Annotated in this window: 12 protein-coding genes and 1 pseudogene; 8 read left to right on the top strand and 5 right to left on the bottom strand. The window is 67.2% G+C overall.

The annotated features are described in order from the left end of the window. Positions 1 to 290 precede the first annotated feature (290 nt). Both cysS and AB3K92_RS20170 read left to right on the top strand, forming a co-directional pair. A pseudogene (cysS, locus tag AB3K92_RS20175) lies at positions 291 to 1,701 on the top strand (cysteine--tRNA ligase). 221 nt (positions 1,702 to 1,922) lie between these two features. Beyond that, complete coding sequence (locus AB3K92_RS20170) at positions 1,923 to 3,173, top strand: MFS transporter (protein ID WP_369465690.1); 1,251 nt, start codon at positions 1,923 to 1,925, stop codon at positions 3,171 to 3,173. A gap of 6 nt (positions 3,174 to 3,179) precedes the next feature. Here AB3K92_RS20170 and AB3K92_RS20165 read toward each other — a convergent pair whose 3' ends face one another. From AB3K92_RS20165 to AB3K92_RS20145, 5 genes are all read right to left on the bottom strand, one after another. Next, entirely contained in the window at positions 3,180 to 3,542 is a 363-nt protein-coding gene (locus AB3K92_RS20165; RefSeq protein WP_059489505.1) for a YbjQ family protein, read from the bottom strand. Between the two features lie 175 nt (positions 3,543 to 3,717). Beyond that, entirely contained in the window at positions 3,718 to 4,971 is a 1,254-nt protein-coding gene (locus tag AB3K92_RS20160) for a M20/M25/M40 family metallo-hydrolase (RefSeq protein ID WP_369465689.1), read from the bottom strand. A 79-nt stretch (positions 4,972 to 5,050) separates the two neighbouring features. Further along, entirely contained in the window at positions 5,051 to 6,763 is a 1,713-nt protein-coding gene (locus AB3K92_RS20155; protein WP_369465688.1) for a peptidase, read from the bottom strand. Positions 6,764 to 7,260: 497 nt separating this feature from the next. Beyond that, positions 7,261 to 8,205, bottom strand: a complete 945-nt coding sequence (locus AB3K92_RS20150; RefSeq protein ID WP_021161470.1) for a GlxA family transcriptional regulator — start codon at positions 8,203 to 8,205, stop codon at positions 7,261 to 7,263. Between the two features lie 88 nt (positions 8,206 to 8,293). Further along, positions 8,294 to 9,256, bottom strand: a complete 963-nt coding sequence (locus AB3K92_RS20145; protein ID WP_048024823.1) for a helix-turn-helix domain-containing protein — start codon at positions 9,254 to 9,256, stop codon at positions 8,294 to 8,296. Between the two features lie 244 nt (positions 9,257 to 9,500). Between AB3K92_RS20145 and AB3K92_RS20140 the strand changes: the two genes are divergently transcribed. From AB3K92_RS20140 to AB3K92_RS20115, 6 genes are all read left to right on the top strand, one after another. Continuing rightward, positions 9,501 to 10,658 (top strand): amine dehydrogenase large subunit, encoded by a 1,158-nt coding sequence (locus AB3K92_RS20140; RefSeq protein ID WP_060222300.1) that lies wholly within the window; start codon positions 9,501 to 9,503, stop codon positions 10,656 to 10,658. A 7-nt stretch (positions 10,659 to 10,665) separates the two neighbouring features. Next, positions 10,666 to 11,220 carry a MauE/DoxX family redox-associated membrane protein gene (locus AB3K92_RS20135; RefSeq protein WP_048024826.1) on the top strand — a complete coding sequence of 185 codons (555 nt, stop codon included), beginning with the start codon at positions 10,666 to 10,668 and terminating at the stop codon, positions 11,218 to 11,220. After that, on the top strand, positions 11,217 to 11,843 hold the full coding sequence (gene mauD, locus AB3K92_RS20130; protein WP_369465687.1) for a methylamine dehydrogenase accessory protein MauD: 627 nt from the start codon (positions 11,217 to 11,219) through the stop codon (positions 11,841 to 11,843). Before AB3K92_RS20135 ends, mauD begins: the two co-directional genes overlap by 4 nt. A gap of 39 nt (positions 11,844 to 11,882) precedes the next feature. Further along, the gene (locus AB3K92_RS20125) at positions 11,883 to 12,419 is read left to right on the top strand and encodes a methylamine dehydrogenase light chain (protein WP_021161464.1); all 537 of its coding nucleotides are present in this window, start codon (positions 11,883 to 11,885) and stop codon (positions 12,417 to 12,419) included. Then, on the top strand, positions 12,416 to 12,916 hold the full coding sequence (locus AB3K92_RS20120; protein ID WP_059709419.1) for a cytochrome c: 501 nt from the start codon (positions 12,416 to 12,418) through the stop codon (positions 12,914 to 12,916). The genes AB3K92_RS20125 and AB3K92_RS20120 overlap by 4 nt, the downstream gene beginning before the upstream one ends. A gap of 101 nt (positions 12,917 to 13,017) precedes the next feature. After that, positions 13,018 to 13,458 (top strand): cytochrome c, encoded by a 441-nt coding sequence (locus AB3K92_RS20115; protein WP_205713655.1) that lies wholly within the window; start codon positions 13,018 to 13,020, stop codon positions 13,456 to 13,458. The last annotated feature ends 24 nt before the right edge of the window (positions 13,459 to 13,482 follow it).

Raw genomic sequence — 13,482 nt, 5'->3', positions numbered from 1 at the left:
ACGAGGGCCGTCCGGTCAGGGCCCGCTGCCGGGCCGCCGCACCGGGATCGTCACCGGGCGACTGCCCGACGGTATTGACCGGTGCCGTCTATAGACGCTAGCATCGTCCCCATGCTTGATCGCGCCCATTTCCTCTCGTCGCTGCTCCGCGCATGTTGTCAGAACGTGCCAGGGGGAAGTTGCGTCCAGCGAACTCGCTGAACATTCAAGCAATCGCCTTCCGGCCGCCTGTGATGCAAGACAGGCGGCCTTTTTGTTTTTGGGCCGACACCTTCGGACGGAGAAACTCGATGCCGCTTGCGCTGTATGACACCTGGTCGCGTACCGTACGCCCGTTCACGCCAATCCGGGCCGGGCAGGTCGGCATGTACTGCTGCGGCCCCACGGTCTACGACGACGCCCACATCGGCAACCTGAGAACCTACGTGTTCGAGGATCTCCTGCGCCGCGTACTGGTGCGCAACGGATACGAGGTGCGGCACGTCGTCAACATCACCGACGTCGGCCACCTGACTTCGGATGCGGACGAAGGCGAAGACAAGATGGAAAAGGGCAGCCGCCGCACCGGCGAATCGGCGTGGGCCATCGCCCGGCGCTACACCGACGCTTTCGTGCGGGACTGGCGCGCGCTCCACCTGCTCGAGCCGACAGTCTGGTGCCGCGCCACGGATCACATCGCCGAACAGATCGCGTTCATCGATACGCTCGACCGGGGCGGCTACGTCTATCGCACGGACGACGGCCTCTACTTCGACACCAGTCGGCAGGACGACTACGGGTATCTCGCGCGGCTCGACCGCGCGGGGTTGCAGGCGGGCAAGCGGGTCGCGCTGGGCGACAAGCGGAGCATCACGGATTTTGCGTTGTGGAAGTTCAGCCCGGCCGGCGTCAAGCGGCAGATGGAATGGGACAGCCCGTGGGGGCGCGGCTTTCCGGGCTGGCATATCGAATGCTCGGCGATGTCGGCGAAGTATCTCGGGACGTTGTTCGATATCCATTGCGGCGGCGAGGACCATATCGCCGTGCACCACAGCAACGAGATCGCAAGCGCGGGCGGCCCACGGCACGAACCTCGCGAATTACTGGATGCACGGGCACTTCCTGACGCTCGATGCCGATGTGAAGATGTCGAAGTCGAGCGGCGATTTCGTTCGTCTGCAGACCTTGCAGAGCAGGAACATCGACCCGCTCGCGTACCGTTACCTGTGCCTGACGGCCCATTACCGGAGCAAGCTGCATTTCACGTGGGCGTCGCTCGACGCCGCGCACACCGCGCTGAACCGGCTTCGGCACCTGTATGCCGGCTGGCCGGACGGGGGGCGCGTCGATGCGGATTTCGCCGCGCGATTCGACGCCGAAGTGAACGAGGACCTGAATCTGCCCAGGGCGCTCGCGGTGCTCTGGGATCTGGTCAGGAGCAACCTGCCCCCCGCGACGCTGAAAGCGACCGTGGACAGTTTCGACACCGTGCTGGGCCTCGGTTTGCGCGCATGGAGGCCGGTTGCACCCGACATTCCGGAACACGTTCGCGCGCTGCTCGCCGAACGCGAGCGCGCGAGAGCGGACAAGGACTGGGTGCAGGCCGACCGGATACGGGAAGCATTGAGCGCGCAGGGTTGGCGAGTCGAGGACACCCCGGACGGTCAACGCCTGTTCGGCATCGCCGGCGGCGCGGCCGATGAGGGCGTTCCGCCCCGGTGAAGCCCGCGGCCGCCAGCATCGGAAGATCCCGTGCCCGGGCCGCCGGATGCGTTGCCCCCTGCGTCCGCTCGACGTTGCCGGCCACGTCCCCGGCCCGTTTTGCGCGCTTGGCATATCATCGCGATTTCGCCGCGTCCGTACCGTTGTCGCGCGCATGCGTCGGCGTGCGCCGTCGCGTTCCCGAACGGTGCCGGCGTGCCGCGCCGACCGCCGAGACCTCGATGACCGACTCCGTGCCCGATCCCAGTCCCTTATCCCCGTTGCCCGCCAACCTGTTCCGTCACGTACCGTTCCAGCGCTTCTGGGGCACGCGCGTGATGTCTTCCCTGGCTTTCCAGATCCTGTCGGTTGCAATCGGGTGGTACGTCTACGCGCTCACGCACAGCGCGTTCGCACTCGGTCTCGTCGGCCTCGCGCAGTTCGTGCCGATGTTCGCGCTGACGCTTGTCGTCGGGCAGGTGGCCGATCGCTACGACCGCCGGCGCATCGCGACGATCTGCCAGGCCGTCGAGGCGCTGGCCGCCGGCGTGTTCCTGCTCGGCGCCGCGCAAGGATGGCTGGCCGCGCCGGCCGTGTATGCGCTCGCGGCGATCGTCGGCACGGCTCGCGCGTTCGAGTCGCCGTCGGTGTCGTCGCTGCTGCCGGCCGTCGTGCCGCGCAGCGACCTGCCGCGCGCGACCGCGTTGTCGACCTCGGCGAACCAGGCCGCGCAGATTCTCGGGCCCGCGTTCGGCGGGCTGCTGTATGGCGTCGGCGCGCCCGTCGCGTTCGGCACGAGCGTCGTCGCGTTCGCGGTCGCGGCGGTGTTGAGCGGTACGATTCCGCTGCGCGGCGCGCCGCCCGCGCGCGAACCGGTGACGCTCCGTTCGGTGTTTTCAGGCATCGCATTCATCCGGCGCGAACCGGCGATCCTCGGCGCGCTGTCGCTCGACCTGTTCGCGGTGCTGTTCGGCGGCGCGACCGCGCTGCTGCCGATCTACGCACGCGACATCCTGCAGGTCGGGCCGTGGGGGCTCGGCGCGTTGCGCGCGGCGCCGGCGGTCGGCGCACTCGCGGGCACGCTGTGGCTCACGCGCTTTCCGCTCAAGGGGCGGCCCGGCCGCGCGATGTTCGGCGGCGTGATCGCGTTCGGCATCGCAACGATCGTGTTCGGGCTGTCGAGAAATTTCGTGTTGTCGCTCGTCGCGCTGGCGGCGCTCGGCGCATCGGACGTGGTGAGCGTCGTCGTGCGCCTGTCGCTCGTGCAGCTGCGCACGCCCGACGACATGCTCGGCCGTGTGAGTGCCGTCAACTCGCTGTTCATCGGCACGTCGAATCAACTCGGCGAATTCGAATCGGGTGTGACGGCTGCATGGTGGGGCGCGCCGGCCGCGATCGTCGTCGGCGGTGCGGCGACGATCGCCGTTGCGCTCACGTGGATGCGGCTGTTCCCGCAGCTCACGACGATGAAGTCGCTCGAGCGCGACGCGTGACGGGCGTCAGGCGTCCTGCGTCACGCGCACGGCCGTGCCGTAGCAGATGACTTCCGTGACACCCGCGCCGATCTCGGTCGAGTCGTAGCGCATCGCGACGATCGCGTTCGCGCCGAGCTTGCCTGCGTCGGCGAGCATCTTGTCGAAGGCCTGCTGGCGGGCTTTTTCGCACAGCGACGTGTACAGCGTGATGTTGCCGCCGAAGATCGTCTGCAGCGATGCGCCGAACGAACCGACGATCGAGCGCGAGCGCACGACGATGCCCTGGACGACGCCGAGCGAGCGAACGGTCGTGTGGCCGGGCAGGTCGAACGCGGTCGTGACACGGGCGGGCGACAGGTCGTCGATGGAGCGGGAGAAATCGGTCATGGCGGGAAGCGTGTAGCGAAGTGGTCGAACGGGGATTCTATCCGGACGACGCGGGGTACCGGGTTCGACGGCGGGTCGGCGCCGCGACCACGGAGAACGCTTCGCGACGCAAGCGTATGCAAACCGCGAGCATACGCTTCCCTCATTTCCGGACGAACAGCCCGGCCGCACGCCGTCAGCGCTTCACGGTCGCACTGCCGTTGCCGCCGAGGTCGACCGCATAAGCCAGCGCCAGCTTGCCGAACTTCAATGCATGGTTCGCCTGCCGATCCGAATTCTCCAGCGTGTCGTTCACGGTATGGATATACGGACTGTCGTTCTGATCGGCCTCGAACGGGAACGACGCAGGATACCCTTGCGCATTCCACGACGCATGATCCGAGCACGCATACCCGCACTGCGACGTGCCGATCGCGAGTTCCGGCAGGTAGGTCTTCGCCAGATTCGTCAGGTAGGTGTTCTGCGACGCGTTCGTGTAGTCGGTGATCAGGTAGATGTCCTTCGGGTCGCCCTTGTAGTTCGTCATGTCGAGCTGCAGCACACCTACGACGTTTACGTTTTGCGTACGAAACTGCTTCGCGATCGCCTTCGAGCCGAGCAGGCCGGCTTCCTCGGCCGCGTATCCGACGAACTTGATCGTCCGCTTCGGCCGGTAGTTGTTCGCCAGCAGCACGCGCAGCGCTTCGGTGAGGCTGGCGATGCCCGACGCATCGTCGTCCGCGCCGGGCGAGCGCGTGTTTTCCGTCGTGCGCCCGACCGTCGAATCGAGGTGGCCGCCCAGCACGACGGTGCCCGCGGCCGGATCGCTGCCGCGGATCGTCAGGATCACGGATTTCTGCGGAAAGCCCGTGTGCGTGAACTGCTCGACGGTGATGTCGGCGCGCGAACCGGCCAGCTGCTTCCACTGCAGCGCGAGCCAGTCCGACGCGGCGACGCCGTGCGACGTCGTGTAGTAGCGGTTCGTGAAGCCGGACAGCGACGTGATCGTGCCGACGATGTTGCTGGCCTGCAGCTGCTGGATCCACGTGCCGATCTGCGGTGCGTTCGAAACCTGGTACGTGGAAGCCGCGGCCTGCTTCGCGAGCGGCGTCGGCAACGGCTGCAGTGCCTGGCGCGCGTCGTCGAACGAGTCGTGCACGACGTAGCCGGGCCCGTGGCCGCGCGTATGGTGGACGGCGTGGGCCAGGTCGCCGAGCCGCGAATCGTCGATCTCGACGACGTGTACGGTCTCGCGGCGCGCCGCGCCATCGGCCGCCTTGCCGGCGTCGAGCGTCGTGCTGTATTGCGCGGTGGCGCTCGCGTCGATGCGTTGCAACTGGCGGAATGCCGCGTCGCCAAGCGTGATCCACACCGGCGTCGCGTGCGCGGCGGCGGTCAGCAGCATGCCGCCCAGCGCGGCGCTCAGGCGGGTGAGTTTCAGAGTAGGCATGTTCGATCTCGTGAGGATGGCGATGTCGATGAAGGGGGCGCGCCGCAGGTCGTGCGACACGCTCCCGCCTGCTGCGGAATTACGACTTCTTCGGTACGGTCACGCCGTACGTGCAACTCTGGTTGTACGCATTGCCGATCGCGGTGAGCTGCGCGTTGCTGTAGCCGAGCGCGGACGCCGCCGTCAGCACCGCCTGCGCGGCGGCCTTCTGGTTGGTCGAGCTGTTGGTCATCGACAGCCCCTTCAGGAACGCCTTGTCCATCGCCTGCGCGCCGATCGCGTCGCGCGCGACGAGGTTGCACGAGGCCCAGTACTGGCCGGCCGTATGGATCTCCGCGCCGCGTGCCTGCGCATAGGTGCGCCCGACGTTCCAGTTGGTCACGCGGCCGCCCCAGAACTCGTTGTGGCCGTCCCAGTTGTAGACCCAGTGGTACTGCGCATCCGACGGGCTCCACTGGTTGAAGTCGCGGCTGTACGCGGCGGCGAGATAGTCGCCGGTGCCTTCCGACAACCCTTCCTGCTGCGAAAGGCCGCCGTTCGTCACCCAGTCGTGGATGCCGTGGCCGAGTTCGTGGATCACGACGTCCGCATCCTCCGCGTCGTCGACGCCGCCTTGCCCGAAGGTCAGCCGGCCGCTGCTCGACGAGTACGACGAGTTGTCGTCGCCCGATTCGCCGTGCGGGTCATACTGCACGCCGCCCGTGTACTGGTACGGCAGCGCCTTGATGCCGAGCGTCTGGTTCACGTAACGCAGGAACGTGTCGATGTGGTAGTACGCGTTCACCGCCTCGAAATACAGGTTGCCGCGCGTGAATTCGAATGCGGGGGTCGACTGCACGGGACACGCGTTGTCGCGCGGCGCGTCGAAATCGACGCATGCCGCATACGGGCCCGACAATGAATAACGCGCACCCGACTGCGCGAGATCCTTCAGCGTCACGCGCACGCGCGCGGCGGTGAGTTGCGACGAATCGGCGTCGTTGCTGTCCTTGTAGCCCGTGCTGCCGTAGCTGCTTTTGGTCGGCGACAGCGGGTCGGGCCGGAACACGAAACCCGTGCCGTCGGTCGCGTAGAGGGCCTTGTCCTCGGCGCGCAGCACTTCGCCGCTGCCCGAGTCGATCAGCAGTTCCCAGTCGCCTTTCGGGCCGTTGTTCGGGCGGCCGCGCACTTTCCACGCGGTATGCGTGCCGGTCTTGTCGACGAAGGCGACGAGCTGCGCATCCTGGTTCGTGAAGCCGCTCACGCCGAGATACGCGCGTGCGCGGTCGAGCGCCTGCTGCTGGTCGACGGCCTGCGCCTTGCCCGACTTCGCGACGACGCCGTTGATCGTGTTGCTCGCGACGTACAGGATGCGGCCGTCCTTCGCGACCGTCACCGCGATATCGCTGCCGTACACGGGCAATCCGGCTGCCTGCTGCTGCAGGCGCACGACGGTGAACTCGGCGTCGCTGCGCTCCGACGTGACGACGAGGCTCGCGAGCGCGGTCGCGTCGAGCCCGAGTTGCGCGGCCTGCGACGCGACGAAGTCGCGCGCGGTGGCGGCGGGCGTCGCGGCGGCCTTCTTCGCGCGATAGGCGGGGTTGTACAGCGTGACCGCCACGCCGTCCGCGCGGAACTGCCCGGCGGCCGTGTCCGCCTTGGCGGCCGGCGGCGCGACGCCGCGTGTCAGGCTTTCGCGCAGGCTCGTTGCTTGCGGATTCGAGACTTTCGTATCGGCCGCGGTGCCGCCGACGATGCCGAAACCGAGCGCGAGACCCAGGGCGAGCGGCAGTGCTTTGCGTGATGTCTGCATACGTGATCCTCATCTCAACGGTTGGACACGCCCGCGCGTTCGTGGCGCGCAGGCACGACACGGCCCGCGCGCCGGCTCGATCGAGCCGGTGCGGCGAAGCGGTGTGGGGAGCGTCGACTGACTAAGGAAACCTAAATGTCAGGTCGAAAAGAAACTGGCGGGATTGGACGGCGAGAAGCAGGAGGACGCGCGCGAGAAGCGGCGAACGAAGAATCGAACGGCAGGCAGGTGCGGCGACGGCGAATCGAGCATCGTCATGTCATACCCCTCGGATCGAATCGATATCGGTGGCAGCCTGCCGCGATGCGGCATGCAAGTCGTTAGGCTGCCTATCTAACTTTTTTTGGTATGTTACAGAATATTTTCAACGACATTCCAGTTTATTTTCGATGACCTCTTCAGTCCGTCGATCAATCGTCGGCATTGTTCAGCGAGCGGCGGGAAACGCTGCCGGAACGCGCAATTCCGCGCGGGATTGTGTTTGAAACCCGCGACGATCAGCGCGTCGCGCGACGGTCGCTGCGCGGGCTCAGGCCGAATCGCGCGCGATACGTGCGCGAGAAATGCGACGGCGATTCGAACCCGCACGCGACGCACACCGACGTGATGCTCATGTCGGTCTGCTGCAGCAGTTCACGCGCGCGATCGAGCCGCAGGTTCAGGTAGAAATGCGTCGGCGTGTCGTTCAGCGTCGCGCTGAACAGCCGTTCGAGCTGGCGCCGCGTGATCGACACCTCCTGCGCGAGCGCATCGGAGCCGAGCGGGTTTTCCATGTGCCGCTGCATCGTGCCGATCACCTGGATCAGCTTGCGGTTGTGCACGCCGTAGCGCGCGGCGATCTCGAGCCGCTGGCTGTCCGAGCGCTGCCGGATCCGGCTGACCACGAACTGCTCGGAGATCGCCGCCGCGAGATCGGCACCGTGCCGCCGCCCGATCAGGTCGAGCATCATGTCGATCGACGCGGTGCCGCCCGCGCACGTGATGCGCCGGTCGTCGATCTCGAACAGCTCCTGCGTCGCGTTCAGGCCGGGGTAGCGTTCCCGGAACGCGGCCAGTGCTTCCCAGTGCAGCGTGAGCGGCTGCGACGCGTCGAACAGCCCGGCTTCCGCGAGCACGAAGCTGCCCGTGTCGATGCCGCCGAGCGTTGCACCATGACGGTGCTGGCGGCGCAGCCAGTCGCCGATCGCGCGCGTGTAGCACACGAGCGGATCGAAGCCGGCGACGACGAACACCGTATCGACCGTTTCGACCTCCGCGCACGCGGCTTCGGCGGCGACCGGAATGCCGTTGCTCGCGGCGACGGGCGCGCCGTCGGCGCTGATCACGTGCCAGCGATAGAGCTCCGTGCGAAAGCGGTTCGCGACGCGCAGCGGTTCGACCGCGGACATGAAGCCGAGCGCGGAAAAGCCGGGCAGCAGCAGGAAGTGGAAATCCTCGGGCATCGGGGCAGGCAATGGAATCCGGTGGTCGTCGCGTGTCGCGCGGGGCGGCGAACGGTCAGCCGGAGATTATCGCGGGTTTTGCGCGGCTTCAGCGCGTTTTTGCGCCGCGCGCGGAACGGCGCGCGGTGGTCGACGGCAACTCGCCGAACTGCGCCTTGTAGGCGTTCGCGAAATGCCCGAGGTGGATGAAGCCCCAGCGTGCGGCCGCGTCGCTGATCGGCAGGTCGGCCTGCCGCGTGTCGAGCAGCATCCGCCGCACTTGCGACAGGCGCAGCGATCGCACGTAATGCAACGGGCTGGTCTGCACGACCGACTGGAAACTGTTCTGCATCGTGCGCCGGCTCACGCGCAATTGCGTGCACAGGCTCAGCACGTCGACCGGTGCCTCGGGATGGTCGATCACGTAGTCGTGCACGCGGCGCACGATGTCGGCGCGGCATGCATGCGTGAGACGGTTCGGCGGCTCGGGAATCCGGTACGTGAGGAGATCGACGAGCACGTTGCCGATCTCGCCGCGCAGTTCGCGCTGCGCGCGTGCGTCGCGGAAGGTATCGGGTGCCGACAATACACGCTCGAGGTGCGTCGCGATCTGCACGCTCGCGCGCATCAGCACCGCGGTGGGCATGTCGACGACGCCGCGCCGCAACGTGACTTCGTCGAGGCGGACGTCGGCCGCATCCTCGATCTGCTGCATCAGTTCGCCATTGGCGACGACACCGATCAGCGACATGTCGTCGGGCGAGTGCAGCTCGAACGGGGTGCCGCCGCGCGCCAGCACCATCGTGCCGCGTTCGATGCGCGCACCGCCGAATGCGAACGCACCCGCGCCGGTGAGCGGCATGCCGAATACCGTCTGGTCGTGCGGCAACCTTCCGCGCTGGATGATGCGAACGTTGGCGGCCTCCTGGAACAGCTGCACGCTGTCCAGCACCGCATGCTTGACCGCGCTGCGATACGCGCCGGAGCCGATCTGGTCGTAGCGCTGGTTCCAGCCGCGCAGCGCCTCGGCATGCCGGTCCGCGTTGTCGAACCTCTCGTGAAACACGAACACAGCGCCTCCAGGTGCGTCGATCAGGACCGCGCAAGATTAAACCGACCGCGCGGTCGGCGCAATAAGGGGCAGCGCTATTCCGGGCGCATCTGCCAGAGGGTCGGAAGCGTTCGGCCGGCGTGCCTTTCAGGCGGTTTTCCAATATCCCGAATCGGCACGCACGCGGTGCCGGTCCGGGTGCTGACCGGATTTATTGTCGAACTACAGTCGCCCCACGTTACGTGATTCCCCAACTGGAGGCGACATGAGGACAAGGCGACGAACCGCGGTGCTCGCGGCGACGCTGGCGTTCGCGGCGGCATGGGCCGGCGGCGCGAATGCGACGGAAAAGCCGGAAGAACTGGTCGTGCAGAAGATGCCGCCCTGGCATCCGCACGAGGTCTATATCGTCGATATCTCGATGCCGTCGATGACCGACGGACGCATCTACGTGTACGACGCCGATGCGAAGAAACTGCTCGGCCAGATCGACGGCGGCTTCGGCCCGGGCCTCGCGATCTCGCCGGACCGCAAGACGAGCTTCGTCGCGACGACGTACTTCTCGCGCGGCTCGCACGGCACGCGCACCGACGTCGTCGAGATCACCGACAACACGACGCTCGATCATGCGGGCGAGATCGTGATTCCGGCGAAGCATGCGCAGCATGTGCCGTCGCCGTACAACACCGCGCTCAGCGCGGACGGCAAGCGGCTGTACGTCGCGAACATCACGCCGGCCGCATCGGTTACGGTGATCGACGCGGTCTCGAAGAAGGTGCTGTCGGAGATCGACACGGCGGCCTGCGTGCTCGCGTATCCGTCGGGCAACGACCGCTTCACGGCGCTGTGCGAAAGCGGCAAGGCGCTGACCGTCACGCTCGATGCGAACGGCAAGGAAACGAAGCGCACGATGTCGGATGCGTTCATCGACGTCGACAAGGATCCGGCGTTCGTGAACGCGTCGCGCTACAAGGGCGACTATCTGTTTACGACCTACGGCGGCAACGTGCGCAGCGCGGATTTCAGCGGCGACAAGCCCGCGTTCGGCAAGCCGTGGCCGCTGCTGACGGACGCCGAACGCGCCGAAGGCTGGCGCCCGGGCGGCATGCAGCAGACGGCCGTGCAGGCGAAGCAGAACCGCTACTACGTGCTGATGCACAAGGGTACCGACGGCTCGCACAAGGACCCCGGCACGCAGGTGTGGGTGTTCGACCTGAAGTCGAAGCAGCGTGTCGCGCGCTGGGATCTCGCGCAGCAGAAGATCGATCCCCTCGTGTCGATCCAGGTCAGCGAGGACGACAAGCCGCTGTTCTACGGGCTGACGGCGACCTCCGACCTCGTCGTGATGGATGCGCGCACGGGCAAGCTGCAGAACGTCGAGAAGCAGATCGGCAATACGTCGTCGCTGCTCGTCAACCCGTGAGGCCGCGATGACGCTCGATCCCGTACTTGCCACCAGCGCGCAGGCCGGCGCTGCCGTCGTCGTGCTGCTCGGCGCCTTCGCGAAGATGCGCCGTCCCGCCGCGTTCAGCCAGGCACTCGCCGGCTACCGGCTGCTGCCCGACGCGCTGACCGCGCCCGTCGCGTTCGCGATTCCGCTCGCGGAAGCCGTCGGCGCGGCGGCACTGCTGTTTCCCGATACGCGCACGGCCGGCGCGATCGGCCTGATCGCGCTGCTCGTCGCCTTCGCGGCGGCAATCGCGATCAATCTGCTGCGCGGCCACACCGACATCGACTGCGGCTGTTCCGGCTTCGCGGCCGCGCGAGCGGATGCGCCGCGCGGCATCGGCTGGCTGCACGTCGGTCGCGCGCTGCTGCTCGCCGCGCTGGCCGCGACCGCGCTCGTCGAGCCGGGCGCGCGCGCGGTCGTGTGGTTCGACTACCTGACGCTGTTTTTCTCCGTGCTGCTGATCGTCTGCGCGCTGCTCACCGTCGACGTGCTGCTCGCCAACGTACCGCGCCTTTCCCATCTGAGGAATTCATGATGCAAACCGCTCTCACCGTTTCCACCGCCCTGCTGTGGGTGGCCGTCCTCGCGCTCGGCGCGATCTGTCTCGCGCTCGTGCGCCAGATCGGCATCCTGTACGAGCGCATCATGCCGGCCGGCGCATTGATGATCGACAAGGGGCCGGCGGTCGGCGCGATCGCGCCGGCGTTCGAACTGACCGACATTCGCGGCTCGCGGGTGAAGGTCGGCGGCATCGATGCGTCGGGCAAGGCGACGCTGCTGTTCTTCCTGTCGCCGACGTGCCCCGTCTGCAAGAAGCTGCTGCCGCTGCTGCCGTCGCTGCAGGCGAGCGAATCGACGCCGGTGAACATCGTGCTCGCGAGCGACGGCGATATCGACGAACACACGCGCTTCGCGCGCAAGCACGACCTCGGGCGCTTCCCGTACGTGCTGTCGCAGGAGCTCGGCCTCGCGTACCAGATCGGCAAGCTGCCGTACGCGGTGCTGCTCGACGAAACCGGCACGGTGCGTGCGAAGGGCCTCGTCAATACGCGCGAGCATCTCGAGAGCCTGTTCGAAGCGAAGGAGCGCGGCGTCGCATCGCTGCAGCAGTTCGTGCACGGCGATCACAGCCACGACGCGCACGCGCAGCACGCATGACCGGCCGACCCTCTTTCAACGTCAAGGGAGAACAACGACATGGGCCTGTTTGATTCATGGTTCGAGCGGTCGGCGCGCGGCGTCGCGCAGCACAGTTCGCGGCGCAGCGCGATGGCGAAGCTCGGCAAGGTGCTGGTGGGATCGGCGATGCTGCCGCTGCTGCCCGTCGATCGCACCGCGTATGCGGCCGACGCGGCGTCGGGCGCATCCGGTGCCGCCGCCTCGGGGGCGAGCGACGACCCGATGAGCTGCGACTACTGGAAATACTGCGCGATCGACGGCTGGCTGTGCAGTTGCTGCGGCGGCACGTCGAGCAGTTGCCCGCCGGGCACGACGCCTTCGCCGATCACGTGGATCGGCACCTGCCGCAATCCGCACGACGGTTCGGACTACATCGTGTCGTACAACGACTGCTGCGGCAAGACGTCGTGCGGAAAGTGCTTCTGCAACCGCAACGAGCGCGAGAAGCCGCTGTACAAGCTGTCGTTGAACAACGACATCAACTGGTGCATGGCGAACGGCAATTCGAATTACCACTGTTCGGTTTCGGTTCTGTTGGGGGCGGCAAAGCAATGAAAGTGACGCAAGCAGGAAAGATCGCAGTCGCATGCATGACGGCCGTGGCGGCCTTCGCGTTGCCAGGCGCCGCCGGCGCGCAGGAAGCCGTGCATTACCCGGCCGGCAAGAGCCTGTTCGACGCGCAGTGCGCGGTGTGCCACCAGGCGGGCGGGAAAGGGCAGGACGGCCTCGCGCCGCCGCTGACCGAGTATCCGGGCAAGTATGCGACGGCCGAGACGGGGCGTGCGCAGCTGGTCGCGACACTGCTGCACGGGATGTTCGGCGAGATCAAGGTGCACGACAAGAGCTACAACTTCAAGATGCCGTCGTTTGCGAGCGCCAGCGACGACGATATCGCGCACGTGCTCAACTACGTCGTGTTCGATCTCAACGCGCAGCACGGCGATGCGAAGCCATTCACGGCGGCCGACATCCGCGCGGCGCGCGCGAAGGCGATGGACGGCACGGCTGTTCACGCGCAACGCGACGTCGTCATCAAGGGGCTCGGCCTGTGAAGGTTGCCCGTGCATCCCGCGTTTGCGACGTCGCGCCGCGCACGCGGTGCGCGGCGGCATCGTGGCTCGGCCACCTGTCGCACCGCCTGTCGTCGCTGCTGATGCTTGCCGGGGCGGTCGTCGGCCTGACCGTGGCACCCGCGCATGCGGAAGGCGCGGCTGACGCGGCGCTCGCGAGGCAGCACTGGGTGCTCAACTGCATGGGCTGCCACACGGCCACGGGCGGCGGTATCGCCGGCAAGGTGCCGCCGCTCGCGAACTCGCTCGGCTATTTCACGCATTTGCCGGCCGGGCGCGAGTACGTGATGCGCGTGCCCGGCGCATCGAACTCGGCCCTGTCGGACCAGGACCTGGCCGACGTGCTCAACTGGGTACTCACGACCATGAACCGCGACGCGCTGCCGCGCGACTTCAAGCCCTATACGGCCGCCGAAGTCGCCGCGCACCGCCGTCCTGCCTATTCCGACGTCGCGACCGTGCGCGCGGGCCTCGTTCGCGCGTTGCAGGCACGCGGGGTCGACGGCGTCGTGGATCGCTACTGACCGACCGATTCAGGAAATCGAGGA

The sequence above is a fragment of the Burkholderia sp. Bmkn7 genome (assembly GCF_041103175.1).
Lineage (GTDB): Bacteria > Pseudomonadota > Gammaproteobacteria > Burkholderiales > Burkholderiaceae > Burkholderia > Burkholderia cepacia.
This window is presented reverse-complemented; position numbering and strand designations above follow the sequence as displayed.

What these genes read in the sequence shown, in the direction of transcription:
- AB3K92_RS20120 (WP_059709419.1), top strand. Translation starts at nt 12,416, where the DNA reads ATGAAAGTGACGCAAGCAGGAAAGATCGCAGTCGCATGCATGACGGCC.
- AB3K92_RS20165 (WP_059489505.1), bottom strand. Translation starts at nt 3,542, where the DNA reads ATGACCGATTTCTCCCGCTCCATCGACGACCTGTCGCCCGCCCGTGTC.
- AB3K92_RS20160 (WP_369465689.1), bottom strand. Translation starts at nt 4,971, where the DNA reads ATGCCTACTCTGAAACTCACCCGCCTGAGCGCCGCGCTGGGCGGCATG.
- mauD (WP_369465687.1), top strand. Translation starts at nt 11,217, where the DNA reads ATGATGCAAACCGCTCTCACCGTTTCCACCGCCCTGCTGTGGGTGGCC.
- AB3K92_RS20170 (WP_369465690.1), top strand. Translation starts at nt 1,923, where the DNA reads ATGACCGACTCCGTGCCCGATCCCAGTCCCTTATCCCCGTTGCCCGCC.
- AB3K92_RS20140 (WP_060222300.1), top strand. Translation starts at nt 9,501, where the DNA reads ATGAGGACAAGGCGACGAACCGCGGTGCTCGCGGCGACGCTGGCGTTC.
- AB3K92_RS20115 (WP_205713655.1), top strand. Translation starts at nt 13,018, where the DNA reads ATGCTTGCCGGGGCGGTCGTCGGCCTGACCGTGGCACCCGCGCATGCG.
- AB3K92_RS20125 (WP_021161464.1), top strand. Translation starts at nt 11,883, where the DNA reads ATGGGCCTGTTTGATTCATGGTTCGAGCGGTCGGCGCGCGGCGTCGCG.
- AB3K92_RS20155 (WP_369465688.1), bottom strand. Translation starts at nt 6,763, where the DNA reads ATGCAGACATCACGCAAAGCACTGCCGCTCGCCCTGGGTCTCGCGCTC.
- AB3K92_RS20135 (WP_048024826.1), top strand. Translation starts at nt 10,666, where the DNA reads ATGACGCTCGATCCCGTACTTGCCACCAGCGCGCAGGCCGGCGCTGCC.
- AB3K92_RS20150 (WP_021161470.1), bottom strand. Translation starts at nt 8,205, where the DNA reads ATGCCCGAGGATTTCCACTTCCTGCTGCTGCCCGGCTTTTCCGCGCTC.